The organism is Actinoallomurus sp. NPDC052274 (assembly GCF_040679475.1).
In the GTDB taxonomy this organism is placed as follows: domain Bacteria; phylum Actinomycetota; class Actinomycetes; order Streptosporangiales; family Streptosporangiaceae; genus Actinoallomurus; species Actinoallomurus liliacearum.
In genome coordinates this window covers 1-25,017 of sequence record NZ_JBFAUT010000093.1, presented here as the reverse complement: position 1 = coordinate 25,017, position 25,017 = coordinate 1, and the positions used below count along the sequence as shown (strand labels likewise).

Sequence of the window (25,017 nt, the reverse complement as noted above, 5' to 3'; positions counted from 1 at the left end):
CCCAGCCCGGTCAGCCCGCGCCCGGTCAGCCCGCGCCCGGTCAGCCCGCGCCCGGTCAGCCCGCGCCCGGTCAGCCCGCGCCCGGTCAGGCCGGCGCGGCGCCGGACACGGGACCGACGTACTCTGCGCCGGGCTCCACCGGCGGGCCGAGCCTCCCCGGCCGGCCGGGCGTCTCCGGAGCCTCGCCCGCTGGCGGAGGGAGCCCCACCGGCGTACCCGGCGGTCCGGGTGGGCCGGGTCTGCCGGGCGTGCCCCAGGGGTCCACGCCGGGGCAGGAGAGCGATCCGTCCGCCGACGACGCGGCCAACGACCCCGCGCGGACCCAGCCCCCGCCCGAGCAGGAGTCCGGCTGGGTCGGCCCGTTCGACCGTTTCCGCCGTCGCTTCCCGCCGTCGTCCGGCGATTGACGCGCTCCCCGGCCTGAGAGCCGGGGAAGGGTCAGGACGGGCGGGTGGGCATGGAGATGGGGGCGGGGCGCCGGACGCGGTTGGCGGCGACCCGCGCGAGCACCGCCGGGGCGAACAGCGACGTCGGTGCGGCCATCAGCGCCAGTACGTGGACCAGGCGCTCGCACACCAGCGGGTCGACGTTGGCGGTGGCGACGACCTCGTCGACGTACGCGTTGATGACGCGGGTCCGGAGCCGTAGGGGCGCGGCCACCGTCTCCCGGTAACGCAGGTCCTCGCCGGTGGCGACGAGCCACGCTCCGGCGGCGCTCCGGGCGGCGCCGCGCTGGAAGCGACGTTCGAAGCCGGGACGGGCCTCGCGCAGGCAGCGGTCGAGGGTCAGGGCCGCGACGGCGGCCACGCTCATCCCCTGGCCGTAGATGGGGTTGAACGCGCAGGCCGCGTCGCCGGTGACGATGAACCCGCGCGGCCAGGACGGCAGCCGGTCGTAGTGCCGGCGGTGGTTGGCGGTCCGGCGGAACGCGACGATCGGCGTGAGCGGCTCGGCGTCGCGGATGGCCTCGTACAGGACGGGGCTGCGCAGGCCCTTGGCGAACTCCAGGAACGCCGTCTCCCCGGCCGGGCCGTAGTCGCGGCCCGCGCCGGACAGGCTGCAGATCCAGCGGCCGCCCTCCTGGGGGAACAGCCCGCCGGTGCGCCGCGTCGCGGGTGGGTCGGCCTGGAGGTACAGCGCCTTCCAACCGGGGGAGAAGCCGGGCGGTATGGCGTAACAGCGGCTGGCGTATCCGAGGAGCGGGTCCACTCGGGTCTCGGGCGGCGCCGGGTGACCGAGACGGGCGAGCCATTCCGGTGCCCGCGACGCGCGGCCGGTCGCGTCGACGACCAGGTCGGCGCGCAGTTCGCCCTCGTCGCCGAGGACGACCCCGGCGACGTCCCGGCCGTGGGGGACGAGGCCGGTCACCCGGTGCCCGTCAAGGACGTCGATGGGCTTGCGCGCACCGTCGGGCGGTCCGGTGAGCCGGTTCCGTACGGCCCAGTCGAGGAGCGGGCGGCTGAAGGTCAGCAGCCGCGTCACGTCGAAGCGTTCCCGCCAGCCCGCCGAGGTCAGCCAGAGGACGTCGGCGGGCACGCGGACCTCCTCGGCGCCGGCCGCCCGTAACGTGTCCTCCAGGCCGGGGAACAGCGCCTCGACGATCTCCCGGCCGCGCGTCCAGAGCACGTGCAGGTGCGGGGACTGCGGTACGCCCGGCCGGAACACCGGCTCGGCGGGGAACGGGTCGCGTTCGACGAGGGTGACGCGTTCGAAGTGGGCGGTCAGGACGCGGGCGGCGAGCAGGCCGGCCATGCTTCCGCCGACGACGATGGCGTGTTCGCGTTGCACTCAGGTCTCCGGTGGCGGGGGAGCGAGCTCCGGCTTATATGAAAACGCGGATATTGACCCTATGTGAAGGGCGCGCGGATACTCGGGTGAAGCGGATACTCGGGTGAACGAGCGAGGAGCCGGATCATGGCGACCACTGTCGGCGACCATTCACACGTCCCCTCTCGGACCCGTCATCACCGCATGGTGAAGAGCGAACTCACCGAGACTCCGCACCCGGCGTGGGCCCGGTCGATGGTCGATTCGCTCCGGCCGGACTGGACGGCGGTGCTCGAGGCGAAGATCTTCACCGAGACGGTCCACGGGCCGTTCCCGGAAGAGGCGTGGCGGCGGATCCTCCTTGACTTCTTCTGCGTCGTGGAGGCGTTCCCCAAGTACATGGGCGTCTATCTGGCCAAGACCACATTCGGTCAGGTCGCCGGGGACATCCTGGCCCGCGACTGGCTGATCGGGAACATCCGTACCGAGGCCCTGCACGCCCAGTGGTACGCCGACTGGGCGGCCGCGCACGGCATCGGCTTCGAGGAGTTGGTCTCGCACCGGGCCTGCCCGGAGGTCGGCGCCCTGTACGACTATCTGTGGTCGGTCTGCCATCGGGGCGGGCTGGCCGAGGCGTTCGGCGCGGTCAACTACGCGATCGAGGGGGTCACGGGGGAGTGGACGCGCCTGGTTCTTCCCGCGTTCCGCGAGAGGTACGGCGATGACGTGCCCGCCCTCCGCTGGCTGACCGAGCACGCGGAGTACGACGACGCGCACCCCCGGGAGGCGTTCGAGCTGATCAAGCTGACCGTCCGGGACGAGGCCGAGCAGGCGGAGGTCGAATCGGCCGTCCGCCGGTCGCTGGAGTTGTTCCGGCGAGCCTTCGACGCCAGTTACGAAAATCGGGCAATCCGGGTGAATATCCCGTAATGCACGCCTCAAAAGGGTAAAACCGCCCTAAGCCCCGGAGTAGTGCACTACTCAGAACAGGCAGCGACGTACCATTTTTCCTCCTTGACGCCCCGATGGCGGCCGAAGTGGACTGCATTCTCCCGTTCCTCGATGGGTATCTCGTAGTCGATCAATTTTGCCGTCGGCTGGGCCGTTGGAAGGGCTGCACATGCACGTCAATGCCATACGGACGCAATTGGCGCTCGGCGCGGTCACGGGGACCGCCCTGGTCATGACCACGGGTTGCAGTGGCGGCAACCGGGCTGCCGGAGAGAGCGCCGAGAAGATCAAAGTGGACGCCGCGGCGGCTCGTGTGCTGATCACGCCGGGCAACGGAACATCGGCCGTGCGTCCCGATCGATCCGTCGTCGTACGCGCCGCGAGCGGCCGGCTGGCCGACGTGGCACTCGACAGCGGCGGCCGGAACGTCTCCGGGGAGTACAACAAGAGCCGTACCGAGTGGCGGTCCCGGTGGGGCCTTGAGCCGGGAGCGAACATCACGGTCCGGGCCGTCGCCCAGAATGCCGACGGGCGAACGGCCACCGCGGTGAGCACCTTCCGTACCGAGGGGACGCCCAGCACGGTGACCGTGTCGCAGGATCCCGTCATGGAAGAGCGCCGGAAGGAGACCTACGGCGTCGGGCTGCCGATCATCTTGAACTTCGACAAGGCGATCAAGGACCGCGCGGCGGTCGAGAAGGCGCTCCAGGTGGTCGCCGACAAGCCGGTCGAGGGCGCGTGGCACTGGTTCGAGGACAACAAGCAGGTGGTCTACCGGCCCAAGTTCTTCTGGCCGGCCCACCAGACGGTGCGGCTCGTCGCCCACCTCACCGGCGTTCCCTTCGGGGACAACACCTACGGCACCAAGGACTTCACCCGGACGTACCGCATCGGCCGGGCACAGATCTCCCATCTCGACATCGCGGGGCACCACATGCGGGTCGACTGGGACGGCAGGCCGGTGCGCACGATCCCGATCAGCGCGGGCAACGGCGAGACCCACGAGTACACCACGACCAGTGGGATCCATCTCAACATGGAGAAGGACGAGGACGTCACGATGACCTCCCCGGGCCGTGGGCCCGGCGACCCCGGCTACTACAGCGAGCTGATCCACTACGCCGTCCGCGTCTCCAACGCCGGTGAGTACCTCCACCAGACACCGGGCGATGAGGGCTGCCTCGGCAACCGCAACTGCAGCCACGGCTGCATCCGTCAGTCCCGCGATGACGCGATCTGGTACTACAAGCACTCCCAGCCCGGCGACCCGGTCATCGCCACCGGGACGGACCGGCAGGTCGAGCCGGACAACGGCTGGTCGTTCTACCAGATGCCCTGGCGCAAGTGGCTCAAGGGCAGCGCCCTGCACCGCTGATTCCGGCTCGACCGACAGAAGTCAGCGGATGGTCATCCGCCCGGAAGACGGCCGTTCCGCCGCCTGGGCACCGTGCGAGGGTGAGCATCACCCGCCTGAGCGTGATCGCCGTCATCCTGCTCCCGACCTGTGTCGCGGCCACGGTGCCCACGCCGGCCCGGCGCCCGGGCGCGCGGGCCGCCGGCGCGGTCTTCGAACCGGCCCGGCGCTGCCACGCCGGAGCCGTCCCCGACTTCGACGGGGACGGCGTCCGTGACCTCGTCCTCGGCGCCCCGTACGCCACGAGCGGCGACCGCCGCCGGGCCGGGGCGGTCGCCGTCCGCTACGGGGGCCGGGCCGCCTGGCTGCGGCCGAGCCCCCCACAGACCGGCGCGGGGTTCGGCGGCACGCTCGCCGTCGGCGACTTCGACGGCGACCACTGCGCCGACCTGGCCGTGGCAGCCTCCGACCAGGGGCGGACGCGCCCCGGCGCCGACGGGACGGGGACGGTCACGGTCTACTTCGGCGCACCCGGCGGGCTGCGCCCGCGGCTGACCCTGAGCGTCCGGACCCTCGGCCGTACGCCGGCGAGCGACCGTTTCGGCGCCGCCCTCGCCGCGGCGGACCTGGACCACGACGGCCGGGACGACCTCGTGATCGGCATCCCCGGCCTCGCGGGCGGTGGTGGCGTCGCCCTGTTCACCCGCGGTATGCGCAGCGCCCGCCTGATCACCCAGCACACCTCCTGGGTGGGGCAACGGTCGAGCGAGACCGACGGCTTCGGCGCGGCCCTGGCCGTCGGCGCGTTCGGCGCCTTCGGCCGCGGGCGGCACCCGCAGATCGCCGTCGGCGCACCCGGCGACGGCACCGAGGCGTCGGGCGCGGTGACGGTCGTCGACCCGGCCGCGCACCGATCCCGGCGGATCACCGAGGACGGCCCAGGCGTACGCGGCGTCCCCGAACGCTACGACGAGTTCGGCGCGGCCCTGGCCGCCGGCGACTTCGACCACGACGGCACCGACGACCTCGCCATCGGAGTGCCGGGCGAGGACGACACCACGATGCCGGAGAACTTCGCCCAGGGCGCCGTGCACGTCGAGTACGGCTCCGGAGGCGAGGACGTGTGGAACCTCCAGCGGCCCGGCCCCGCGGACCGGCTGGGAGCCGCGCTGGCGGCCGCCGACCTGAACGGCGACGGCACGGCCGACCTCGCCGCGGGCGCCCCGGGCGGCGGCGTCGTCCAGATCCTCGACGGCCGTCGCCGGCGGGGCCTGCGGCGCGGCGCCCTCGTCTCCTCCCCGGTCGGGGGCACGGACCAGTTCGGCTGGTCCGTGGCGATCCGCGGCCGGGACCTGCTGATCGGCGCGCCGGGAGCCGGCGGCTTCGGCGGCACCGCGTTCCTGGTGCGCGGCTCCCGTACGACGACCGTGCAGGCGGGCGCGGCGGGCGAACTGCTCGGCTACGCCGTCTCCTGACCCGTCCTCCGGCCCGTCCCGGCCGGTGACCTCTGGGCGATCAGGGGCGGCGGGGCGCGCCCGCCGCCGCGGCCTGGGGAGCGCGCGGAGCCGGTACGGCGGAGCGGGAGAGACGGTGCGCGCCGTCGGCGACGGTGAAGCTCGCGGTGACGGTGCTGGGCGCGTTGCGCTTCGTCACGTACGGGAGCGTGTGAAAGTCGGCCCGTAGTTCCGTGGGCGTCAGCCGGGCGGCGATGAAGCCGCGGCGCTGGTCGGCGTAGGCGATGTGCGGGTTCTCGGCCAGTTCGATCGCGCGGGCGGCCGGAGCGTCGTAGCCGTCGCCGTCGCTCGTCACGGAGGTCGTCACCAGTTCGACGCCGACCCGCCGGGAGCCGGGGTCGTCGAAGTCGGTGAGCAGGTCGCTGGCGTAGTGGCAGTGGATGTCACCGGTCAGGACGACGGGGTTCCGGGCGCCCGAGGCGACGACGTCGCCCAGGACCCGGTCCCGTTCGGCGGTGTAGCCGTCCCAGGTGTCGAGGAGCACCTCTTTGCCCGGCCCGAGGTGGTAGTCGTGCTGGGCCATGAAGATCTGCTGGGCCAGCATGTTCCAGCGGGTACGGGACGCGCGCAGTCCGGCGGCGAGCCAGGCCCGCTGGGCGGCCCCGACCAGCACCCGGCCGGTGGCCAGGCGCGCGGAACAGCCCGCGCGTACGCCGTCGTCACACGGCTGGTCGTCCCGGAACTGCCGGGTGTCCAGGACGTGGAACGTCGTCAGGTCGCCCCAAGCCAGCCGCCGGTAGAGCCGCATGCCGGACCCGCGCGGCAGCGCGGAGCGGCGGAGCGGCAGGTGCTCGTAGTAGGCGCGGTAGCCCGCCCTCTTGCGCTGGGCGAAGTCCGGCCGGCCCGACGTTCCCGGATGGACGCCCGCCCAGTTGTTCTCGATCTCGTGGTCGTCGTTCACGGCGATCCACGGGGCCAGGGCGTGCAGCGCGCGCAGGTCCGGATCGGTCTTGTACTGCGCGTGCCTGAGCCGGAACTGGGCGAGCGTCTGGCACCGGTGCTCGGTGTGCGAGCGGACGATCGTTCCGGCCGAGTTCTTGTAGCCGCCCGGCGCGTACTCGTAGATGTAGTCCCCGAGGTGCAGGACGAGGTCGGGCTGCTGCTCGGCGAGACGCCGGTACGCCGTGAAGTAGCCCTGCTCGTAGTTGGAGCACGACACCACGCCGAACGCCAGGTCCGGTGCCGTGCCCGGAGCGGGCGCGGTCCGCGTCCGGCCGGTCGGCGAGAGATGGCCGCCCGTGCGGAACCGGTAGAAGTACTCCCGGCCCGGTCGCAGCCCGGCGGGCTCGACGTGCACGCTGTGCGCCCACGACGGCCGCGCGGTGGCGGTCCCGGACCGTACGACGCGGGTGAACCTCTCGTCCTCGGCGAGCTGCCATTCGACGTCGACGTCCCGGTCCGGCATGCCCCCGTGCCCGCCGTCGGCGAGCGGCCGGGGCGCCAGGCGGGTCCACAGGACGATGCCGTCGGCCGTGGGGTCGCCCGAGGCGACGCCCAGCGTGAACGGGTCGCCCGTCCGCCGGGAGGCCAGCGGCAGCCCGGCCGTGCCGATCAGGAAGCTGCGGCGTGTCAGATCCACGCCCTCAGTTCAGATCCCGCCGCTGAGGGCGGCGAGACGTGCCGCTGACCGGGCGGACAACATCCGGTGGACGCCACATGACCCGGATACCCACCTTTTTGTGGGTACTTGTGGGCTGGATCCGGTGGCCCGAAGCTTGGTCATGGACATTCCGCGCCGTCACGCCGGGTGGAAATCATTTCGTCCGGCGTGACGGCCGAACAAGAACACGGAGGGGTGGCGGTGCGTCAGGAGAGCGACCGGGAGCCGGCCAGTTTCTCCAGGCGCCGGTGGCCCCAGTCGGACAGCGGCGTCAACGCCTCGGACAGGTCGCGGCCGAATTCGGTCAGGGAGTACACGGTCTTCAGGGGCCGCTCGTCGTGCACCTCACGGTGGACGAGACCGTCGGCCTCCATCTCCCGGAGCGTCTGAGTCAGCACCTTCTCGGTGAGGCCGGGCAGTCGCCGGCGCAATTCACCGGGACGGTACGGACGCGATTCCAGCAGCCACAGCAGAATCGTCTTCCATTTGCCGTCGATCACGGCGATCGCGGCGGTGACTCCGCACACATTGGTGTCCTGCGCACGGCTGCGCGTCATCGTCATCCCCTCTGTCGATCCTGACCAGGAGTTGAATCATGCCCTTTGACGCTGAACATTCTGCCGTCACCGTGCTCGGTCTCGGCCCGATGGGCCGGGCGCTGGCCGGCGCCTTCCTCGACGCCGGGCTGCGCACGACCGTCTGGAACCGGACGGCGGGCAGGGACCGGGAGCTGACCGGGCGGGGCGCGGTCGGCGCCCCGTCACCCGAGACGGCGGTCGCCGCGAGCGGGCTGACCGTCATCTGCGTGGTCGACTACGACGCGGTGGACGCCATCCTGCGGCGCGACGCGGTCACCGACGCGCTGAAGGGGCGCACGGTCGTGAACCTGACCGCGGACACCCCCGACCGCGCACGGAAGACCGCGGCCTGGGCGGCCGAGCACGGCATCGGCTACCTCGACGGCGCGATCATGACGCCGGCCACCACGATCGGGACGCCGGCCTCGGCGTTCATCCACAGCGGCCCGGGGGAGCTCTACCGGGAGCACCGGCCGGCTCTGGAGGCTCTGGGCGGTACGCACACCCACCTCGGCGAGGAGATCGGCCGGGCGGCCGCGTACGACGTCGCGTTGCTCGACATCTTCTGGACGACGATGGCGGGCTACGCGCACGCGCTGGCGGTGGCGCGGGCGGAGGGGGTGACCGCGGGAGAGCTGGCGCCGTTCGCGCAGGGCATCGGCGCCTTCCTCCCCGCGCTCTTCGAGGAGTTCGCGCATGATGTGGACAGCGGTGGCTTCTCCGGCGAGATCAACCCGATCACGTCGGCGGCGTCGTCCATCGACCACATCGTGCACACGTCCGAGGCCCATGGCATCGAGGCGGGCGTGATGCGCGCGGTCCAGGACCTGGCGCGCCGCGTGATCGACCAGGGCCACGGCGCGGACGGGTTCGTCAGGATCACCGAGCTGCTGAACCCGCGCTAGGTGTATTGATCACGAGCGTTGTTGACGGTCGTAGGGGTGTCCGGCGAGCGGGTCAGCCGGTGGCGAGCCGCTCGTGGGTCTGCCAGGACGACGTGAGGTTCTTGCCCGAGCGGCGACAGCGGCCGGCGTTCAGCTGGACCCAGTCCTCGGTCCGTTTCGTCTTGGCCCCGAACCGCACGGTCGGCCCGTTGTCGACGGACTGCACGCCGCCGCCCTTGGACGAGAGCAGCGCAGTGCTGATGAAGCCGCCCGCCGACCCCGTCAGGTGGCCGCGAAGCTGCGCGCAGACCTCCCAGCCATCCTTCGGCGCCGTGTCGGCCAGGACGAACGTCCCGGAGTAGACCGTCCGGCAGACCGAGCCCCTGAAAATCACCGTCCCGGCGCCGGGCAGGCCGTACGTGCGGGTGTAGTCGCGGCAGCCCGGCGCCTTCGAGCCGGTGGAGCTCTTCTTCTTGGTCCTGGTGGGAGTCGGCGTCGGAGTCCGGCCCTGGTGCAGAGCGTCGTCCGGGGAGGTGCTCGCCGGGGACGACGGCTGCGATGACGGCGTCGCGGCGACGGCCACCGTCTTCCCGGGGCTCGCCGAGCCCCCGCCGTCGGGCCACAGCAACACGGCGAGGAGGAGCGCCACCAGGGCCGTCGCGGCGCCGGCGCCGACCGCCCAGCGCGCCGCCGAGCGCCGGGACGCGGGCGGCGCGGCGGCGCGGGAGGCGGTGCCGGCGCGGGACGCGGGCTCCGTCCCGCTCGGCATGGCGGGAGTCGCGCCGGGGTGGGGTCCCGGGTCGGTCCCGCTCGGCATGGCCGGGGTGGTTCCGGGCGGCGCGCCGGGGCGGGATGCCGGGTCCGTCTCGCCCGGCATGGCCGGGGTCGTGTCGGCGCGCTCGCCGGCCGGGCCCGGCACCGGGAGCCCGAAGGAGGACGGGACCGTCAGCGCGTCGACGGGCTCCTGCCCGAGCAGCGCGGCCTGGGCCTGCTGGGCGGTGGGCCGGCGTGCCGAGTCCTTGGCCAGACACGCGGCGACGACGGAGCGCAGCGGCTCCGGCAACGGGTCGAGGTCCGCGTCGCCGCGCACGATGCGCTCCATGACCCTGGGCACCGAGTCGTTGCCGAACGGCGGACGGCCGGTCGCGGCGAACAGGATCGTGGAGCCCCAGGCGAACATGTCGACCGGCGGCCCGATCTCGCCGCCCGCGATCTGCTCCGGCGCCATGTACGCGGGTGTGCCGAGGTTGTTGCTCTCGTTGCTGCGGGTGGTCCCGAGGGCGCGGGCGATGCCGAAGTCGATCACCCGTGGCCCGTCCGCGCCGAGCAGGACGTTCTGCGGGTTGAAATCGCGGTGCACGATCCCGGCCTTGTGGATCGCGGCGAGAGCGGTCAGCGTGCTGATCGCCAGCCGTTCCAGCGCGCCGCCCGACCGGGGACCCTCGGTGAGGATCTGCGCCCGCAGCGACCGGCCCTCGACGTACTCGCTGACGATGTACGGCTGGTCTCCGGCGAGGTCCGCGTCGAGCACCTGCGCGGTGCAGAACCGCGCGACCTTCTTGGCGGCGTCCAGCTCCCGGACGAACCGGTCACGCGCGTCCGGATGCGCCGCCGTGCGGGCGTGCAGAAGCTTGATCGCCACGTGCGTGCCGGCGTCGTCCCGACCGAGGTAGACGACTCCCTGCGTGCCCTCGCCGAGGCGCCCCACGAGGCGGTACGCCCCGAGCCGCGTGGGATCTCCCGGCCGCAGCGGATGACCCTCGGGCATCTGGTCGTCCTCCCGGTCTTACCGTCGGTCACGCGAGAGGTAACCATAGCGCCGGTCGCGCCGGCCGACACTCCGATGGGCCGAGCCGCCGGACGCCGGCGCGGTCGGCCGAGTCGAGTCCGCAGGACCCGGCGGCTCACCCCGGTCGAGCCGCGGGTGCCGGCGGCTCGGCACGGGCCGAGGCCGCGGGCTTCGGCGGGTCGGCTCGTGACGCGGCCGTGGACTTCGGCGGGTCAGCTCGTGGCGCGGCCGAGGGCGTACTGGTACAGGTGCTCCTGCTGGATGGAGCCGTCGGCCCGCTGCATGGTCGCGAAGTTGGCGATGAAGATCTCGTGCGCCGCCTCGACGCCCATGATCTCTATCGCCCGCTCGACGTTCGGCGAGGTCGTCATGGACTCCCAGGCGCTGTCCAGGGAGGCGAAGTCGTGCCGGTGGCTGACCTCCGCGCTGGCGAAGACGTCGAGTCCCGCCTCCACCATGACCTCGCGCAGCCGGTACAGGTCGTGCACGGGCGGGCCGTCCGTGGGCGGCGTGGGCACCCGGCCTCGTACGGCGCTGAGGAAGGCGCTCGCCTCGCGGCCCGCCCAGTTGTGCCACAGGCCGATGGCGACGACGCCGCCCGGCCGGGTGACCCGGGCCAGCTCCGCGATGGCCGCCGCGGGCGACCTGGCGTACTGGATGGCATCGAACGCCATCACCTGGTCGAAGCAGCCCCGGTCGTAGGGCAGCTCGGTGACCTCCGCGGCGCGCAGGTCCGCGTCCGGCAGCCGGTCCCGGGCGTACGACAGCAGGTCCGGCGAGGGGTCGAGTCCGGCGAGGTCCGCACCGGTGAACGCCGCGAGGCCCAGCGCCGTGCCGGTTCCGCAGCCCACGTGCAGCAGGCGGGTGCCGGGTTGCGGTCCCAGCGCCGCGAGCGTCGCGGCGTACAGGGGGCGGACCTGCTCCTCACGCACGCGCGTGCAGGGGGTGCCGCGCTGCTGACGGACCTGCACGGTCCCCATCGTCGCGTCCTCCGTGTCGACTGCCGATGACCCCATGGTCATGATCGGGTTCATCGAGTGCATCAGCATAATTGCTTACTTTTCAACTACATGTACGGCTTATCTACTACATACTCGCCATGTGACAAGGCGGGTTTCGTGTCCCACGCTCATCGGCCGTGCCGCCGAGCTCGACCGACTCGACGCCGCCCTGACCCAGGCGCAGGGCGGTTCGTCCGTCCTGCTCTTCGTCTCAGGGGACGCCGGGATCGGCAAGTCTCGGCTGGTCACGACCTTCACCGACCGCGCACGGTGGCGTGACGCGCTGGTCTTCACGGGCGGCTGCCTCGATCTGGCCGAGGGCGCCGCTCCGTACGCGCCGTTCGTCGCCGCGCTCCGGCCGCTGGCCGAGGAGCTCACGGCCGAGGAGCTGTCGCACGTCCTCGGCGACGCGCCACGCGAACTCGGCGCCCTGCTGCCCGAGCTCTGCGGACGGCCGCCGACCCGCCGGGACGGCGCGGAACGCGGACGGCTGTACGAACTCGCCCTGGGCCTGTTCCAGCGAATGGCCGCGTTGCGCCCGGCCGTCCTGGTCCTGGAGGACCTGCACTGGATCGACCCGGCCTCCGCCGACCTGCTGTCGCTGCTCGGCACGAACCTGCGCCGCTCCGGCCTGGTCGTCGTCGGAACGTACCGCAGCGACGAGGTGGTGCGCGGCCACCCCCTGCACGGCACCGTGCTGGAGCTGGAGCGCTCGGGAAACGCCGAGCGCATCGAGCTCAGCAACCTGTCCCGGGACGAGGTGGCCGCCCAGGTGGCCGGCATCCTCGGGACCCGTCCCGCCACCCGCCAGGTCGGCACGCTGTTCGACCGGTCGGAGGGGAACCCGTTCTTCGTCGAGGAGCTGGTCGCGGCCGGTCCGACCACCAAGGAGCTGCCCGCCAGCCTCCGCGAGGTGCTCCTGACCCGCGTCGAACGGCTCGCCCCGGAGACCCGGCGGGTCCTGCGCGCCGTCGCCACCATCGGCCGGGTCGGCGACGAGGAGCTGATCGCCGCGGTGACCGACCTGCCATCCGAGGCGCTGAACGAAGCGCTGCACGAGGCGGTCGCCCACCGGCTGCTCGTCGTCACGGACGACGGATACGACGTACGGCACGCGCTGCTGCGCGAGGCGCTGCACACCGAACTGCTGCCCGGCGAGCGCAGCCGGCTGCACGTCGCCGTCGCGACGGCCCTGGAGAAGCGGGGCCCGTCCGCCGAGCTCGCCCGCCACTGGCACGCCGCCGGCGACGCGGAACGGGCGCTCACCGGCTTCGTCGCGGCCGCGGCGGCCGCGGCGGCCGGCTACGCCTGGGCCATCGCCCTGGCGCACTACGAGCGTGCCATCCGCCTGTGGCCGGAGGTTCCCGACGCCGAGTCCCGCGCCGGGATGCCGCACGCGGAACTGCTGGGCCGCGCCGCCGAGGTCGCGCCGGCGGCGGGGGAGGTGGATCGGGCGGCCCGCCTCGTCGAGGAGGCGATGACCGAGGTCGACCCGGCGGCCGCGCCGACACGCGCGGCGAGCCTGTGGACGCTGATGGGGCGGGTCCGCTGGATGGCCGGGGACATGGCCGCCGCCTGCAAGGCGTACGACAGGGCGATCGCGCTGCTGCCCGCCGAGGCGTCGGCCCGCGAACGCGCCCGGGTCCGCGGGCTGCAGGGGCACGCGCTGATGATCCAGTGCCACTTCCGCGAGTCCGTGGCGTCCTGCCGCGAGGCGATCGAGGTCGCCGCCGCCGTCGGCGCCCGCGACATCGAAGGGCACGCCCGCAACACCATGGGCGTCAGTCTCGCCATGCTGGGCGAGATGACCGCCGGCCTCGCCGAACTCGCCGAGGCCCTGCGCAGCGCCAAGGAGCGCGAGGACGCCTGGGAGCTCGGCCGCGCGTACGTCAACTACACCGAAGCGCTGCTGTGGGCGGGGGACTGGGCGAAGGCCACGGAGCTCGGCATGGAGGGCGTGCGCACCTGCCGGCGCCTCGGGTACGGCCGGACGACCTGCATGTGCGCCGCCGGCAACACGCTCGCCGCGCTGATCCGGCTGGGCCGCTGGTCCGACGCGGACCGGCTCGTCGACGAGGTCATGGACATCGACGCGCCGCCGTGGCAGCGCTGGGGTGTCACGCTCGCCATGGCCGAGCTGCAGCTGCGCCGGGGCGACGCCGACGGCGCGCGGCGTCACCTCGCCACCCTCGCCGAGACCGTGGGCCGGACCGACGACCTGGACCTGGCCAGCTCCTACCACGCCTGCCGGGCCCGCCTGGCGATCCTCGAGCACGACCCGATGGCCGCGCGAAGCCACGTACGGGCGGGGCTCGACGTCATCCGCGGCAGCGAGTTCACCCGGATCGGGCCGGAGCTGTGCGCGTCGGGGATCCGGGTGGAGGCGGGGCTGCACGGCGACCCGACGCCGCTCCTGGAGGAGTGCCGGAAGACGCTCGCGGCGATGCCCAGGATGCCCGAGTCGGAGGCGTACGGTCTGCAGGCCGAGGCGGAGGCGAGTCGGCTGACGGGCCCGGATCCGGTCCTCTGGCGCTCCGTGATCGCCCTCTGGGACGATCTCGGCGAGACCTACCGGGCGGCGTACTGCCGGCTCCGCGAGGCCGAGGCGATCCTCGCCGTTCGCGGCCCGCGCGAGGCCGCGGCGTAGGCGCTGCGGACGGCCTGGGCCGCAGCCGACGCCCTCGGCGCCGGCGCCCTGCGGCCGGAGATCGAGGACCTCGCCCGGCGGGCGCGGCTCGACCTCGTCCCGGCGGAGGAGCCCGACCCCGCTGAGGAGACGGTGCCGGGGCTCACCGCGCGGGAGGTCGAGGTGCTCGCGCTGCTGAGCAGCGGGCGGACCAACCGGCAGATCGCCGAGACGCTGTTCATCAGCGAACGGACGGTCGGCGTCCACGTCTCCCGGATCCTGCACAAGCTCGGCGTGCCCAACCGCGGCGCCGCCGCCCACCTCTTCCGCGCGTCGAACTGACGGCGGCCGGCGCGACCGACGACCAGCGCCCGGGAGCGAACGATCGTGACCCGGGAGCGAACGATCACTGCTCGGGAGCGAACGATCAGAGCTTGGGAGCGGCGAACGATCAGAGCTTGGGAGTGAACGAGCCGCCGCGCAGGCCGGCGTCGACCAGCTCGACGGCCCGGGCCATGGCCGCCAGGCGGGTGCCCTCCCGGCGGTAGATCTCCAGCACCCCCTCGAGACCGTGGGCGGGGACCGTGTCCGCCAGCTCGGCGCGGGCGGTGCGGAAGCCCTCCCTCGCCGCCTCCAGATCCGCGGCGACGTGATGACGGGCCATGCGCGACAGCACGGTCGGATAACGCCGGAGCACGCCGTACCGGCGGTATTCGGGCGGCACCAGGTCGAAGAGCCAGGCCACCGCCGTGTCCTCGAATCTCTCGGTACCCGGCGGATGCACTCCCGAAGGCCAGCCGGGCGGTACGTACGCGGTCACGTTGTCAGGATATGTTCAACTCGAATACATGTTCGAGAAAAGGTAGGGGAAACTACCGCTCCGGCCTACTTATCCGAGTCATCGTCTGAATCGCGGCGCTTCGTGATTCTGATCGTGCCGGAGTCGAGATCGTCGCGGCCAGGGGTGCTGTGCGTGTGCAGCTCATGGCGGCGCGTCTTCTCCTTTTCCTGCTCCTCGAGCTGGATCTGCTTCCCCGCACCACCGAACGCGGCCTGCAGGTCCGCGAACATCCCAGGCCCGAACCCGGCACCGGACGACGAATCGCCCCGGATGGCCGACATCAGGCCACCGCCTCCACCGCTGCCGTCCTTCGGCCAGTCGATCACTTCCGGCTCAGGAGCGACGACGGGACGCTTACGCGGACGCCTACGGCGCCGTCGAAACGGTGACTTCACGCAACCTCCAACGATCGGCCGAGTGCCATGATTCCGCCCCGGCGCCCCGCCGATGGTATGCGCGATTCCAGGGATCTTGAATGCGCGGTCACCGCGATCTCGGACGGTACCCTGCGGAGGGTGTCCACCACACTGGCCGACATCATCACGATCCTGGAAGATCGCTACGATCCCGCCTGGGCGGAGTCCTGGGACGCCGTCGGCCTGGTCTGCGGTGATCCGGAGGCCGTCGTCCGCCGTGTCCTGTTCGCCGTGGACCCGGTGAGCGACGTGGTCGACGAGGCCCTGGACTGGCACGCCGACCTGATCGTCACCCATCACCCGCTCCTGCTGCGGCCCGTGCACGGAGTGCCGGCCACCACCCCGAAGGGCCGCGCCGTGCACCGGTTGATCACCGCCGGCACCGCCCTGTACACCGCGCACACCAACGCCGACGTCGCCGACCCCGGCGTGTCCGACGCGCTCGCCCGGGCCGTCGGCGTCACCGGGACCCTGCGACCGCTCAGCCCGTCCACCGAAGATCCACGCCGGGGGCTCGGCCGCGTCGGCGAGCTCCCCGCACCCCTCACGCTGCGGGAGTTCGCGGACGCCGCGGCCAAGGGCCTGCCCGCCACCGCCGCCGGACTGCGCGTCGCGGGCGACCCGGAGGCGGCGGTCCGTACGGTGGCGGTCTGCGGAGGAGCCGGCGACTCGCTGCTGGGCGCCGCCCGCGCCGCGGGCGCCGACGTCTACCTCACCGCCGACCTCCGCCACCATCCGGCGTCGGAGTTCCGCGAAGATGGAAGTACGGCACTCGTCGACGCCGCGCATTGGGCGACGGAATGGCCGTGGCTCGGCGACGCGGCGGCCGTGGTGCGACAGACTGGCGTGGAGACCCGGATCTCCACCGTCGTAACCGACGCGTGGACCTTTCGATCCCTTGAAGGAAGTACGTGAAAGCAGCACCTGAAGCCCAGATGCGGCTCCTCGACCTGCAGGAGCTGGACAGTCGGCTCGACCGGCTGGCCCACCGCAGGCGCACCCTCCCGGAGCTCGCCGAGATCACGAAGGTCGAGGAGCGCATCGGCGGAGTCGCCGACGCGCTCGTCGCCGCGCAGACCGAGATCAGCGACATCGACCGGGAGCAGAAGAAGGCCGAGCAGGACGTCGACCAGGTACGCGCCCGCGCCGACCGGGACCAGAAGCGACTCGACTCCGGGCAGGTGTCCTCGGCCCGCGACCTGGAGAACCTCCAGTCCGAGATCGTGTCCCTGCAGAAGCGGCAGGCCGACCTCGAGGACATCGTGCTCGAGGTGATGGAGCGCCGCGAGGAGGCCGAGAACCGCCTGCGCGCCGCCGAGGCGGACAAGGAGGGGGCCGACAAGGAGCTGACCGAGCTGGCCGAGCGCCGCGACGCCGCCTACCAGGAGATCGACGGCGAGGCCGAGCTGGTCCGTACGGCGCGGGCCGGTGTCGCCGACGACATCCCCGGCGACCTGCTCAAGCTCTACGAGAAGCTGCGCGAGCAGCACCGGGGCGTCGCCGCCGCGGCCCTGCTGCGCGGCCAGTGCCAGGGCTGCCACCTGCAGCTCAACACCGTCGAGCTGAACGCCATCCGCGCGGCCGCCGAAGACGACGTCATCCGCTGCGAGGAGTGCCGCCGAATCCTCGTCCGCACCCCGGAATCCGGCCTGTGAAGCTGATCATCGAGGCCGACGGCGGGTCGCGCGGCAACCCCGGACCGGCCGGGTACGGCTCGGTGGTCCGGGACGCCCTCACGGGCCAGGTCCTCGCCGAGCGGGCCGAGTCCCTCGGCGTGGCCACCAACAACGTCGCCGAGTACCGCGGGCTCATCGCGGGCCTGGAGGCCGCGGCGGAGCTCTCCGCCGGCGCCGACGTCGAGGTCCGGATGGACTCCAAGCTCGTCGTCGAGCAGATGTCCGGCCGCTGGAAGATCAAGCATCCGGACATGAAGCCGCTGGCGCTCCAGGCGCAGCGGCTGGCCTCGCGGCTGCGTTCGGTCCGCTACACGTGGATCCCCCGGGAACGCAACAAGCACGCCGACCGGCTCGCCAACGAGGCCATGGACGCCGCCGCCGAGGGCCGTACGTGGGCGCCGTCCGCGATCGAGGAGGACGAGCCGGACCCGCAGCCGCCCACCGCCACCACGGGCTGGGCGCAGCCGACCACGGAGCCGACGACGACGCTGCTGCTCCGGCACGGCGAGACGCCGTACTCAGGGGAGCGGCGGTTCGCCGGCATCGGCGACATCCCGCTCACCGACACCGGCCTGGCTCAGGCCCGCGCCGCGGGGAAGGCCCTCGCCGGTCGCGGCATCGACGCGATCGTCACATCGCCGCTCAAGCGGACGGCGCAGACCGCCGAGGAGGTCGCCCAGGCCCTCGACGTCCCGGTCCGCGTCGAGGACGACCTGCGCGAGACCGACTTCGGCGACTGGGAGGGCTACACGTTCGCCGAGGTGCGCGAACGCTGGCCCGCGGAGATGGACGCCTGGCTCGCCGACCCGTCCGTCGCGCCGCCCTACGGCGAGAGCTTCGCGGCCACCCTGAAACGCGTGCAGACCGCCCGCGACAAGCTGCTCGTCCGCTTCCGGAAGCAGAAGATCCTCGTCGTGTCGCACGTCACGCCGATCAAGACGCTCGTACGCCTGGCGCTGGACGCCCCACCCTCCGCGCTCTACCGGATGCATCTGGACGTCGGATCCCTGTCGGTCGTCGACTGGTACGCCGACGGCCCCGCCGTCGTACGGTCCCTCAACGACACCCACCACCTGCGTCAGGGTGCCGAACCGGGCCTTTGGTAAAATCTTGAATGACGGACGAGTCGGCCGGACGGTCGCGTCGGAGTTCCGCTCCGACGAGGAAGGTCCGGGCTCCACCGGGCAGGGTGGTCGGTAACGCCGACCCGGGGTGACCCGCGGGAAAGTGCCACAGAGAACAGACCGCCTCCGCGTGCGGAGGTAAGGGTGAAACGGTGGTGTAAGAGACCACCAGCGCCCCAGGTGACTGGGGCGGCTCGGCAAACCCCACCCGGAGCAAGGTCAAGAAGGACCCGCCACGCGGGTCCGCGCAGGCGTTCGAGGGCGGCCCGCCCGAGCCTGCGGGTAGACCGCTCGAGGCCGCCGGCAACGGCGGCCCTAGATGGATGACCGTCGCTCCGCGCGAGCGGAGGCACAGAACCCGGCCTACAGGCCGACTCGTCCGTCATCCAGTCCCCTGACCTGGGGTGCAGTACGTCAGGCACCCCCTGTCAGGGCACTTCGAGGGCACATCGAGCGCGAGCTTGAACGCCTTGTCGAGCGCGTCACAGGCCCCGGCACCAGATGCCCGTACAGGTCCACCGTCGTCGTGATCGACTTGTGCCCGAGCCGCCGCGACACCTCGGAGATCGGTACGCCCTCGGGCGCCGTACCGGCGAAGGTGTGCCGCAGATCGTGGAACGTGGTGTCCTCGGGTAGGCCGACCGCCTTGACCGCCGGCTTCCATATCGGCTTGTTGTAGTAGTCCCGCCGCAGCAGACCACGACGCGGAGTACGGACACCACCGCCTCCTTTAGTGGCTGACTGGACCAAGGCTGTGGTGGAGCAACTCCAGGTCGCAGACGAAACAGACTGGGTCTTGATTGGCGGCGCGACCGATCCAGGTGGCGTATGCGCCATCCCCCATACCACATGCAAACAGGATGATGTTCAGTTCAACATCATTGGTCGCGAGTTCGACGCCGGCATCTTCGAAAATGACAGCGCCAACGTCCATCCAGAGCTGTTCATCGAATTGCATCTGGTGAAGCTGTCCGCGCGCTGAAGCGTCCAGGAAGCAGGCGACGCCCCCATCCACGCCGAATCCAAAGAACTCATCGTCTTCCATTCTCTCGACCTCTTGACCAGGTTGCAGCGCGAGTTCCCAGGACACGACGGGCTCGTCGGAGACGCTCAGCTTGGCGGCGTTTACCAGCCGCATCGGCGAGGGGCGGCCTCGGGTCGGCGATTCGTCCCAGTGGGAGATCGACAAGCTAACGGGGTACCGTCCCGGCGGGACGGTCACAGTAAAGGGCTGTACGCTCCGAGGCACTGGCCGGCCAGGATCTTGGGCGATCAGCCTACCGGTTGCGAGCTTAAGATCCCCAATGTGCTGGACGTCGATGACAGAATGACGGCCATCCTCCCACGCGTACCGGGTCCCGGCATTAAACATTTGATCGATGTCCAACGGCGGTCGCATCATGCGCAGAATGATCGCATAACGATGCAGCGACCGAATGGCCGGGCTCGCCTCGCACGACCGCATGCCCGTGCCACAACGTGCCAGTAAGGCCAGTGATCTACGGGGGCTGAGTCCGAACGTGCTGGCACCGACGAGGATGCCGGTGGTGGCGGTGGTGATCGGCCCGACGATCAGCCCGATGACGAGGCCGAGAACGCCGCTGATGGCGCCGAGGATGTAAGCGCCCACGACGGCGCTGATGACCCTGCCGGCAGCGCGGATCTCGGTTGACGGCATGACGCCGGATCCAGGAGCATCCGCCGGTGATCACGATCCGCATGAACGACGATGCGGCCGACGCCCTGAGGCTTCTTACCGGCGCCGCGCCCGCGGACGCGTACCCGGAGTTGGACGATCAGCTGCGCGAGATGCTCGACCGGGGGCTCACCCGAAACGACGACGCCCTCGTCTTCGTGATCAATGATCGGGGCGGGGCCAAGCTGACGGCCGGCTCACGCGAGGCCATGGCCCGGATGGGCTGGGACACCACGCAGTACGAGTGTCAGGCCAGCAGTTTCCACCTGGAGGATCACGCTCCGGTCACCGTCGACGTCGTCGACGGTGACCTGAACATCAGCCGGGAAGACCAGGTGGTGATGCTCCGACTCGGCCTGCGGGTGGCCGACGGCGTCGGACGGCTCGTTCGCGCGCTTCCCGATCCGGTTCCGGTCAGGTGCATCATCGGCGCGGGATCGACCAATGGGACCTTCCGTTTCCACCAGATTCGGGAAGGGGAGACCTGGCTCGCCGACGACCTCGACCGCTACCAACATGAAATGCTCGTGGTCGTCGACATCGAGCCCTGACGACGGATGAGTCGACTCGTCGGTCGGGTCACGCGCGCCGATCAGCCGAGGCGCTGACGCTCCCAATCGGCTCTGCTCAGCGCGTATTCGACCTCACCGTGTTCGGAGCCTTCGATGGGATCCAACCCTTCAGGGTGGAAGGTGCGCACCAGTGTCAGGCCGGCCTTCTCCAGCACGCGCCGAGAGCCGGCGTTGACCGTCATCGTCTCCGCGACCACGCGTTCCACCCCCTGCTCGGTGAAGCCTTTGTCGATCAGCGCACGTGACCCCTCGGTGGCGTAGCCCTTGCCCCACGCCGACCTGAGCAGCCGGTAGCCGAGTTCGATCTCGCCATCACGCGGTTCGTTCACGCGCGGCCGAAAGTGGAACCAGCCCAGAAACCGTCCGGTGGTCTTCTCCTCCGCCGCCCAGAACCCGAGATCTTCGAACCGCTCGTAATAGCCGAGGAACCCGGGCAGAACCCGGCTGCGGATCTCTTCGCGGGAACTCGGCCTGCCGCCGGTGAGGTAGCGCATGACCTCGGGATCGCCATTCAGCTCGACCAGATTGTCTTCGTCGGCCGCGGTGAAACGGCGAAGTATCAGGCGGTCGGTCTCCAGAAAGAGGGTCATGCCTCGATCATCCCGCCTTCGAGATCCGTGGTCATGCGGCTCAGGTGCCTTCGATTTCCGCTCTCAACCAAGCGGACGGCGGTCGGTAGGGTGCCGGCGTGCTCGTCTCTCAGTACACCTACTTCGCCCTGACCTCGACACGGATGCCGGCGACCGAGATCACCGCGCGGCTGGGGATCGAGCCCGACGAGGTCACGGTGCGCGGTAGTCGTCTTGCCCGACCGCCTCGGCCGGTCGCCCACGAGTGGCGTGTCGTCTGCCGCAAACCCGGCTTGACCGTCGACGAGCAGATGGCCCGGATCATCGACAGGCTGTTCGGCCACGCCGAGCGCATTGGCGCCCTGGCCGTCGAGCTCGACCGTGTCGATGGAGACTCGGGGACCGGGAGATTGCAGGTCGTGCGGATATTCGAGCATCCGGAGGGTGCGACCAGCCCGGTCGACGGCCTTGAGAAGCACTCTGAACAACACCGGTTGCTCGGCTGGCACCTTGATGCGCGGACCTTGGAATTCCTCCGGCTGACGCGTGCGGAGCTGGACGTGGACGAATACGCCGACGGATGACGGACACCAGACGTGTCACGCCACCATGTTCCACTCGCCGGCTCGAACACGGCCGGATCCCAGACGCCGTCGTAGCGGTGCCAAAGGGGGTCTTCGGGGATCAGGCGGTAGCGGCGAGTGCGCCATCGCTTCGGCGGACGTCGTCGGGATGCAGCAACTCGGCCATCTCGGCGTCGGTCCAGATGCCGGGATCGTCGAGGGAGAGGACCGCCAGGCCGCCGAAGTTGCTGATGCTCACCACCAGCCGGCGGTGGGTAACGGTGGCGTGCGCGGGAATCTCGATGCGACCGTGGAGGGCGGTGTCCTGAACATCCCGGTCCAAGTCGCATCGGCAGGTGAAATCGCTGTCGAGGCGCTGGACGAGCCGCTCGAAGCGGGCCCGGGCTCGCTGATGGTCGTACCCGGCCGGGAAATCGAGGCGCGTCGAGTCATCCAATGAGCGCAGCAACTGCCAGAGCTCGACGTCATCGGCGAGCATCTGGTCATTGTGACCGGCCGCCCTGCTCGGCGGCTCCCTCGTACCGAAGTCTCGGGGAACACCTCCCAGCCGCCCGCCTGATCCCGATTCACCAGAACAAGCGTGCCCGGCGGGGCTGCGTTCACCGAGTGTTCTGCACACCCCATCCGTTGACACCCACCCGCCGACGGCGAGCGCTGCGATGTTGCCGCCGCTCGTGACCCGGAGAATCCGGCTATCCGGACATCGGGCCGGACGCACCGGCGGCAACCGATCAACGGCGATGGCAACCCGTCAGCAGCGGGGGCCGTCTTCGGAGGTGTCGACGATCGCCCACCGTCCTGTGCTCGGCTGGTCCGATCGCAATCCTTGCTTCCTTGAGCAGGCTGCCATCAGAAGGCGGTGGTCGTTCCGGCCTTCGGCCGTGGGCCGGGACAGGTCCTACCGGACGCGGTCTGAGCTTCCGGTGCCGCGGTCCGCGGAGGGGGCTCGATCGGCGTTCGCGAGCGAAATGCTCGGGGAACGGCCGAGGTCCGCGCTGGCATGTCGCCTTTGTGACTGTGTGTGCTCGCGGTCACCGAGCGTTCGGTCCGCCCATCCCGGCGCGTCTGGGCGCGGCGTGGGCAGGTGCCGGCCGACGCGTGTGGTCGAGTGCGGGTACCGCCCAGCGTGTGTGTGGGGTGCGGGTGTCGGGCGGCGCGTGTGGACGGGTGCGGGCCGGCGCGTCTGAGCGTGTGCGGGTGCCGGGCGCCGCGCCGACGGTCAGGAAGGGGGGCGTACGACGGAGATGGCGGTGAGGATCAGGCCGTCGCGGACGAGCCAGCGGCCGGTGAAGCCGGTCAGCGGGCGGCCGTCGACCTGCGGGGGAGGGACGGTCAGCGCGGCGGTGAAGGTTCCGGCCTCGGGGTCCACGGTGATGCTCGCGCCCTCGAAGTCCAGCCAACGCCGGGTCAGCGGAAACCACGCCTTGTAGACCGACTCCTTGGCGCTGAACAGCAGGCGGTCCCAGCGCACGCCGGAGTCGGCGGCGAGCAGGTCGGTCAGCCAGGCGCGCTCTTCGGGGCGGGACACGGCCCCCAGGACGCCGTCGGGGAGCGGGCCGTTGGGCTCGGCGTCGATGCCGATCGTCTGGACGTCGCGGGACCGGGCGACCGCGGACGCCCGGTAGCCGTCGCAGTGAGTCATGCTGCCCACGACTCCGTCCGGCCAGATCGGCGCGCCGCGTTCGCCCCGGAGGAGGGGCGCGGGGGCGACGCCGAGGCGCGCGAAGGCCGTACGGGCGCACGCCCGTACGGTGGTGAACTCCCTGCGGCGCTTGTCGACGGCGCGGGCGAGCAGCGCCTCCTCTTCGGGGAACAGCGTCGTCGCGGGCGCGTCGTCGAAGGTGTCCTCGCCCACCGCCTCCGGCGGCAGCAACTCCTCGATCATGGCGTCGGAAGGATCTGCCGCGGGGACGGCGCCGCCGGGCGTTTCTGCCACTCGCGCGGGTAGCCGACCGAGACCTCCTCGAAGCGCACACCGTCGTGGTAGGTCGTGCGCGGGATGTGCAGGTGGCCGTAGACGGCCACGGCCGCCCGGAAACGCAGGTGCCAGTCGGCGGTGCGCTCGGTGCCGCACCACTGGGCGAACACCGGGTGGCGCAGGATCCGGGTCGGCTCCCGTACCAGGGGATAGTGATTCATCAGTACGGTCGGCAGCTCCGGGTCCAGCGCCGCCAGGCGCTCCTCGGTCGCCGCCAGCCGGGCCCGGCACCACGCGTCGCGGGTGGGGTACGGGTCCGGGTGCAGCAGCATCTCGTCGGTGCAGACCACACCCTCCTCGTAGGCCTGCGCCAGCGCGGCCTCCTTGGTCGTGACGCCGTCGGGGCGGAACGTGTAGTCGTAGAGCAGGAAGAGCGGCGCGACGACGGCCGGGCCGCCCGGACCTCGCCAGACCGCGTACGGATCCTCCGGAGTGAGCACGCCCATGGCCCGGCACAGCTCGACGAGGTGCAGGTAGCGTGCCTCGCCGCGCAGCCCGGTGGCGTCGCGCGGGTGGGTCCACAGCTCGTGGTTGCCGGGTGCCCACACGACCGTCGCGAACCGTCGTCGCAGCGTGTCCAGCGCCCACGCGATGTCGTCGAGCTTCTCGCCGACGTCACCGGCGACGAGCAGCCAGTCGTCATCCGAACGCGGACGCAGCTCCTCCACCAGCTTCCGGTTCTCCGAGTAGGAGACGTGCAGGTCGCTGATGGCGAAGAGCTTCGCGCCCTCTCCCGGCGTGCCGATCACATCCGTGATGCTACGGCGGATCTTGCCGGAGCGGACCCCCTCACCATCCCCGCTCGAGCAGCCGTCGACGTCGAGGGAGCGGTAGCGGCCGCTTTCGGTCAGGCCGCCGCTGCACAGCTGCCCGTCCGGCAGGCCCGCCTGGAAGTTGCCGCCGAGGCCGTTGCGGTACAGCCCGTTCCAGTTCCACATGGCGTTCGGGTTGTCCTGCCAGGCCTGCCAGCACATCGGGTCCTGCTGCTGCATCGCGGGGTCCTGGAAGTCGCTTCCCCAGCGCAGCCAGCAGCCGTAGTTGCGGGAGGCGGGGTCGACGACCGAGCCGTGGGCGAAGGCGGCGTCGGCCCAGGGGATCAGGAACAGCACTACCGCCGACTTTCAGCGTCTCGGTACGTCGGAGACCGAGCATGAGTCGAGCCGCGGTGACGGGGGCGTGGTCACCGCCACCGCGGCTCGGTCCGTTCGCGCGATCGGGCCGGGGGCTCGGTCACGCGGGCTTGTCGAACGCGCCGTCGACCTTCGCGCAGATCTCCCGCGCCTCGTCGGGGTAGCGTCCGATCAGTCGGTGCAACTCGGCGAGCTCGGCGTCGCGGCGAAGGTGTCCGACCACGGTCATCTCGTCAAGGATCTGCCGGAACTCGCTCAGCTCCTGGTCGTAGCTCATGCGGCCCTACCTTCTTGACTGGGTTGAGCGAGCCGTTCGTAGGGTTGGCTCACCCAGGGGTGTCGGGTGTGGCTTTCATGCGGCTGCCGA

Annotated in this window: 25 protein-coding genes, 1 other RNA gene and 2 pseudogenes; 13 read left to right on the top strand and 15 right to left on the bottom strand. The window is 71.5% G+C overall.

Annotated features, from left to right (window positions below):
- Positions 1 to 407 (top strand): annotated as a pseudogene (locus tag AB0K82_RS42035) (hypothetical protein); the annotation flags it as partial.
- 31 nt (positions 408 to 438) lie between these two features.
- Here the strand turns inward: AB0K82_RS42035 and AB0K82_RS42030 are convergent.
- Positions 439 to 1,788, bottom strand: a complete 1,350-nt coding sequence (locus tag AB0K82_RS42030) for a hypothetical protein (RefSeq protein ID WP_364408567.1) — start codon at positions 1,786 to 1,788, stop codon at positions 439 to 441.
- A 183-nt stretch (positions 1,789 to 1,971) separates the two neighbouring features.
- Between AB0K82_RS42030 and AB0K82_RS42025 the strand changes: the two genes are divergently transcribed.
- The 3 genes from AB0K82_RS42025 to AB0K82_RS42015 all read left to right on the top strand — a co-directional run bounded on the left by AB0K82_RS42025 (position 1,972) and on the right by AB0K82_RS42015 (position 5,547).
- A complete protein-coding gene (locus tag AB0K82_RS42025; RefSeq protein ID WP_364408566.1) occupies positions 1,972 to 2,697 on the top strand; it encodes an iron-containing redox enzyme family protein in 726 nt (241 codons plus the stop codon).
- Between the two features lie 190 nt (positions 2,698 to 2,887).
- Positions 2,888 to 4,093, top strand: a complete 1,206-nt coding sequence (locus AB0K82_RS42020) for an Ig-like domain-containing protein (RefSeq protein ID WP_364408563.1) — start codon at positions 2,888 to 2,890, stop codon at positions 4,091 to 4,093.
- An 80-nt stretch (positions 4,094 to 4,173) separates the two neighbouring features.
- On the top strand, positions 4,174 to 5,547 hold the full coding sequence (locus AB0K82_RS42015; RefSeq protein WP_364408562.1) for an FG-GAP and VCBS repeat-containing protein: 1,374 nt from the start codon (positions 4,174 to 4,176) through the stop codon (positions 5,545 to 5,547).
- 40 nt (positions 5,548 to 5,587) lie between these two features.
- Here the strand turns inward: AB0K82_RS42015 and AB0K82_RS42010 are convergent, their stop codons facing one another.
- The gene (locus AB0K82_RS42010) at positions 5,588 to 7,165 is read right to left on the bottom strand and encodes an alkaline phosphatase D family protein (protein ID WP_364408559.1); all 1,578 of its coding nucleotides are present in this window, start codon (positions 7,163 to 7,165) and stop codon (positions 5,588 to 5,590) included.
- 227 nt (positions 7,166 to 7,392) lie between these two features.
- On the bottom strand, positions 7,393 to 7,743 hold the full coding sequence (locus AB0K82_RS42005) for a helix-turn-helix domain-containing protein (protein ID WP_364408557.1): 351 nt from the start codon (positions 7,741 to 7,743) through the stop codon (positions 7,393 to 7,395).
- Between the two features lie 38 nt (positions 7,744 to 7,781).
- On the opposite strand from AB0K82_RS42005, the gene AB0K82_RS42000 reads away from it, so the two are divergent.
- Positions 7,782 to 8,669 carry an NAD(P)-binding domain-containing protein gene (locus tag AB0K82_RS42000; protein ID WP_364408555.1) on the top strand — a complete coding sequence of 296 codons (888 nt, stop codon included), beginning with the start codon at positions 7,782 to 7,784 and terminating at the stop codon, positions 8,667 to 8,669.
- Between the two features lie 52 nt (positions 8,670 to 8,721).
- Here the strand turns inward: AB0K82_RS42000 and AB0K82_RS41995 are convergent, their stop codons facing one another.
- Together AB0K82_RS41995 and AB0K82_RS41990 are read right to left on the bottom strand one after the other, a co-directional pair.
- Positions 8,722 to 10,416 (bottom strand): protein kinase, encoded by a 1,695-nt coding sequence (locus AB0K82_RS41995; RefSeq protein WP_364408552.1) that lies wholly within the window; start codon positions 10,414 to 10,416, stop codon positions 8,722 to 8,724.
- 233 nt (positions 10,417 to 10,649) lie between these two features.
- Entirely contained in the window at positions 10,650 to 11,471 is an 822-nt protein-coding gene (locus AB0K82_RS41990; RefSeq protein ID WP_364408549.1) for a class I SAM-dependent methyltransferase, read from the bottom strand.
- Positions 11,472 to 11,538: 67 nt separating this feature from the next.
- Between AB0K82_RS41990 and AB0K82_RS41985 the strand changes: the two genes are divergently transcribed.
- Complete coding sequence (locus tag AB0K82_RS41985) at positions 11,539 to 14,085, top strand: AAA family ATPase (protein WP_364408547.1); 2,547 nt, start codon at positions 11,539 to 11,541, stop codon at positions 14,083 to 14,085.
- Positions 14,086 to 14,217: 132 nt separating this feature from the next.
- A complete protein-coding gene (locus tag AB0K82_RS41980) occupies positions 14,218 to 14,406 on the top strand; it encodes a LuxR C-terminal-related transcriptional regulator (protein WP_364408544.1) in 189 nt (62 codons plus the stop codon).
- Positions 14,407 to 14,515: 109 nt separating this feature from the next.
- On the opposite strand, the gene AB0K82_RS41975 is transcribed toward AB0K82_RS41980, so the two are convergent.
- Complete coding sequence (locus AB0K82_RS41975; protein ID WP_364408541.1) at positions 14,516 to 14,884, bottom strand: hypothetical protein; 369 nt, start codon at positions 14,882 to 14,884, stop codon at positions 14,516 to 14,518.
- A gap of 65 nt (positions 14,885 to 14,949) precedes the next feature.
- Positions 14,950 to 15,231 (bottom strand): DUF6191 domain-containing protein, encoded by a 282-nt coding sequence (locus AB0K82_RS41970; protein ID WP_364408538.1) that lies wholly within the window; start codon positions 15,229 to 15,231, stop codon positions 14,950 to 14,952.
- A 180-nt stretch (positions 15,232 to 15,411) separates the two neighbouring features.
- Here AB0K82_RS41970 and AB0K82_RS41965 point away from each other — a divergent pair, with 180 nt between their 5' ends.
- From AB0K82_RS41965 to rnpB, 4 genes are all read left to right on the top strand, one after another.
- On the top strand, positions 15,412 to 16,236 hold the full coding sequence (locus tag AB0K82_RS41965) for a Nif3-like dinuclear metal center hexameric protein (RefSeq protein ID WP_364408576.1): 825 nt from the start codon (positions 15,412 to 15,414) through the stop codon (positions 16,234 to 16,236).
- Positions 16,233 to 16,976 (top strand): C4-type zinc ribbon domain-containing protein, encoded by a 744-nt coding sequence (locus AB0K82_RS41960; protein ID WP_364408535.1) that lies wholly within the window; start codon positions 16,233 to 16,235, stop codon positions 16,974 to 16,976. Before AB0K82_RS41965 ends, AB0K82_RS41960 begins: the two co-directional genes overlap by 4 nt.
- The gene (locus AB0K82_RS41955; protein ID WP_364408573.1) at positions 16,964 to 18,103 is read left to right on the top strand and encodes a bifunctional RNase H/acid phosphatase; all 1,140 of its coding nucleotides are present in this window, start codon (positions 16,964 to 16,966) and stop codon (positions 18,101 to 18,103) included. The genes AB0K82_RS41960 and AB0K82_RS41955 overlap by 13 nt, the downstream gene beginning before the upstream one ends.
- A 16-nt stretch (positions 18,104 to 18,119) precedes the next feature.
- Positions 18,120 to 18,503, top strand: an RNA gene (gene rnpB, locus AB0K82_RS41950) — RNase P RNA component class A.
- Positions 18,504 to 18,535: 32 nt separating this feature from the next.
- Here the strand turns inward: rnpB and AB0K82_RS41945 are convergent.
- Positions 18,536 to 18,958: a tyrosine-type recombinase/integrase gene (locus tag AB0K82_RS41945; protein WP_364408534.1), complete on the bottom strand. Its 423-nt coding sequence runs from the start codon at positions 18,956 to 18,958 to the stop codon at positions 18,536 to 18,538.
- On the bottom strand, positions 18,852 to 19,799 hold the full coding sequence (locus AB0K82_RS41940) for a DUF4241 domain-containing protein (RefSeq protein WP_364408531.1): 948 nt from the start codon (positions 19,797 to 19,799) through the stop codon (positions 18,852 to 18,854). Before AB0K82_RS41940 ends, AB0K82_RS41945 begins: the two co-directional genes overlap by 107 nt.
- Positions 19,800 to 19,840: 41 nt before the next feature.
- On the opposite strand from AB0K82_RS41940, the gene AB0K82_RS41935 reads away from it, so the two are divergent.
- A complete protein-coding gene (locus tag AB0K82_RS41935) occupies positions 19,841 to 20,368 on the top strand; it encodes a hypothetical protein (RefSeq protein WP_364408528.1) in 528 nt (175 codons plus the stop codon).
- 41 nt (positions 20,369 to 20,409) lie between these two features.
- Here AB0K82_RS41935 and AB0K82_RS41930 read toward each other — a convergent pair whose 3' ends face one another.
- Positions 20,410 to 20,979 (bottom strand): GNAT family N-acetyltransferase, encoded by a 570-nt coding sequence (locus AB0K82_RS41930; RefSeq protein WP_364408525.1) that lies wholly within the window; start codon positions 20,977 to 20,979, stop codon positions 20,410 to 20,412.
- A 143-nt stretch (positions 20,980 to 21,122) separates the two neighbouring features.
- Here AB0K82_RS41930 and AB0K82_RS41925 point away from each other — a divergent pair, with 143 nt between their 5' ends.
- Positions 21,123 to 21,542: a DUF4279 domain-containing protein gene (locus AB0K82_RS41925; protein WP_364408523.1), complete on the top strand. Its 420-nt coding sequence runs from the start codon at positions 21,123 to 21,125 to the stop codon at positions 21,540 to 21,542.
- Between the two features lie 100 nt (positions 21,543 to 21,642).
- Here the strand turns inward: AB0K82_RS41925 and AB0K82_RS41920 are convergent, their stop codons facing one another.
- The 5 genes and pseudogenes from AB0K82_RS41920 to AB0K82_RS41900 form a co-directional block, all read right to left on the bottom strand.
- Complete coding sequence (locus tag AB0K82_RS41920; RefSeq protein WP_364408521.1) at positions 21,643 to 22,020, bottom strand: hypothetical protein; 378 nt, start codon at positions 22,018 to 22,020, stop codon at positions 21,643 to 21,645.
- Between the two features lie 741 nt (positions 22,021 to 22,761).
- On the bottom strand, positions 22,762 to 23,427 hold the full coding sequence (locus AB0K82_RS41915; protein WP_364408518.1) for a 4'-phosphopantetheinyl transferase superfamily protein: 666 nt from the start codon (positions 23,425 to 23,427) through the stop codon (positions 22,762 to 22,764).
- Positions 23,424 to 24,266: a metallophosphoesterase gene (locus tag AB0K82_RS41910; RefSeq protein WP_364408570.1), complete on the bottom strand. Its 843-nt coding sequence runs from the start codon at positions 24,264 to 24,266 to the stop codon at positions 23,424 to 23,426. The genes AB0K82_RS41915 and AB0K82_RS41910 overlap by 4 nt, the downstream gene beginning before the upstream one ends.
- A 72-nt stretch (positions 24,267 to 24,338) precedes the next feature.
- Positions 24,339 to 24,672: pseudogene (locus AB0K82_RS41905) on the bottom strand (lytic polysaccharide monooxygenase); the annotation flags it as partial.
- A gap of 78 nt (positions 24,673 to 24,750) precedes the next feature.
- Positions 24,751 to 24,927 (bottom strand): hypothetical protein, encoded by a 177-nt coding sequence (locus AB0K82_RS41900; protein WP_364408515.1) that lies wholly within the window; start codon positions 24,925 to 24,927, stop codon positions 24,751 to 24,753.
- Positions 24,928 to 25,017: the final 90 nt, after the last annotated feature.

What these genes read in the sequence shown, in the direction of transcription:
- AB0K82_RS41915 (WP_364408518.1), bottom strand. Translation starts at nt 23,427, where the DNA reads ATGATCGAGGAGTTGCTGCCGCCGGAGGCGGTGGGCGAGGACACCTTC.
- AB0K82_RS42025 (WP_364408566.1), top strand. Translation starts at nt 1,972, where the DNA reads ATGGTGAAGAGCGAACTCACCGAGACTCCGCACCCGGCGTGGGCCCGG.
- AB0K82_RS42005 (WP_364408557.1), bottom strand. Translation starts at nt 7,743, where the DNA reads ATGACGCGCAGCCGTGCGCAGGACACCAATGTGTGCGGAGTCACCGCC.
- AB0K82_RS41945 (WP_364408534.1), bottom strand. Translation starts at nt 18,958, where the DNA reads ATGGCGCATACGCCACCTGGATCGGTCGCGCCGCCAATCAAGACCCAG.
- AB0K82_RS41990 (WP_364408549.1), bottom strand. Translation starts at nt 11,471, where the DNA reads ATGAACCCGATCATGACCATGGGGTCATCGGCAGTCGACACGGAGGAC.
- AB0K82_RS41900 (WP_364408515.1), bottom strand. Translation starts at nt 24,927, where the DNA reads ATGAGCTACGACCAGGAGCTGAGCGAGTTCCGGCAGATCCTTGACGAG.
- AB0K82_RS41995 (WP_364408552.1), bottom strand. Translation starts at nt 10,416, where the DNA reads ATGCCCGAGGGTCATCCGCTGCGGCCGGGAGATCCCACGCGGCTCGGG.
- AB0K82_RS42020 (WP_364408563.1), top strand. Translation starts at nt 2,888, where the DNA reads ATGCACGTCAATGCCATACGGACGCAATTGGCGCTCGGCGCGGTCACG.
- AB0K82_RS41935 (WP_364408528.1), top strand. Translation starts at nt 19,841, where the DNA reads ATGAACGACGATGCGGCCGACGCCCTGAGGCTTCTTACCGGCGCCGCG.
- AB0K82_RS41930 (WP_364408525.1), bottom strand. Translation starts at nt 20,979, where the DNA reads ATGACCCTCTTTCTGGAGACCGACCGCCTGATACTTCGCCGTTTCACC.
- AB0K82_RS42000 (WP_364408555.1), top strand. Translation starts at nt 7,782, where the DNA reads ATGCCCTTTGACGCTGAACATTCTGCCGTCACCGTGCTCGGTCTCGGC.
- AB0K82_RS41920 (WP_364408521.1), bottom strand. Translation starts at nt 22,020, where the DNA reads ATGCTCGCCGATGACGTCGAGCTCTGGCAGTTGCTGCGCTCATTGGAT.
- AB0K82_RS41925 (WP_364408523.1), top strand. Translation starts at nt 21,123, where the DNA reads ATGCCGGCGACCGAGATCACCGCGCGGCTGGGGATCGAGCCCGACGAG.
- AB0K82_RS41940 (WP_364408531.1), bottom strand. Translation starts at nt 19,799, where the DNA reads ATGCCGTCAACCGAGATCCGCGCTGCCGGCAGGGTCATCAGCGCCGTC.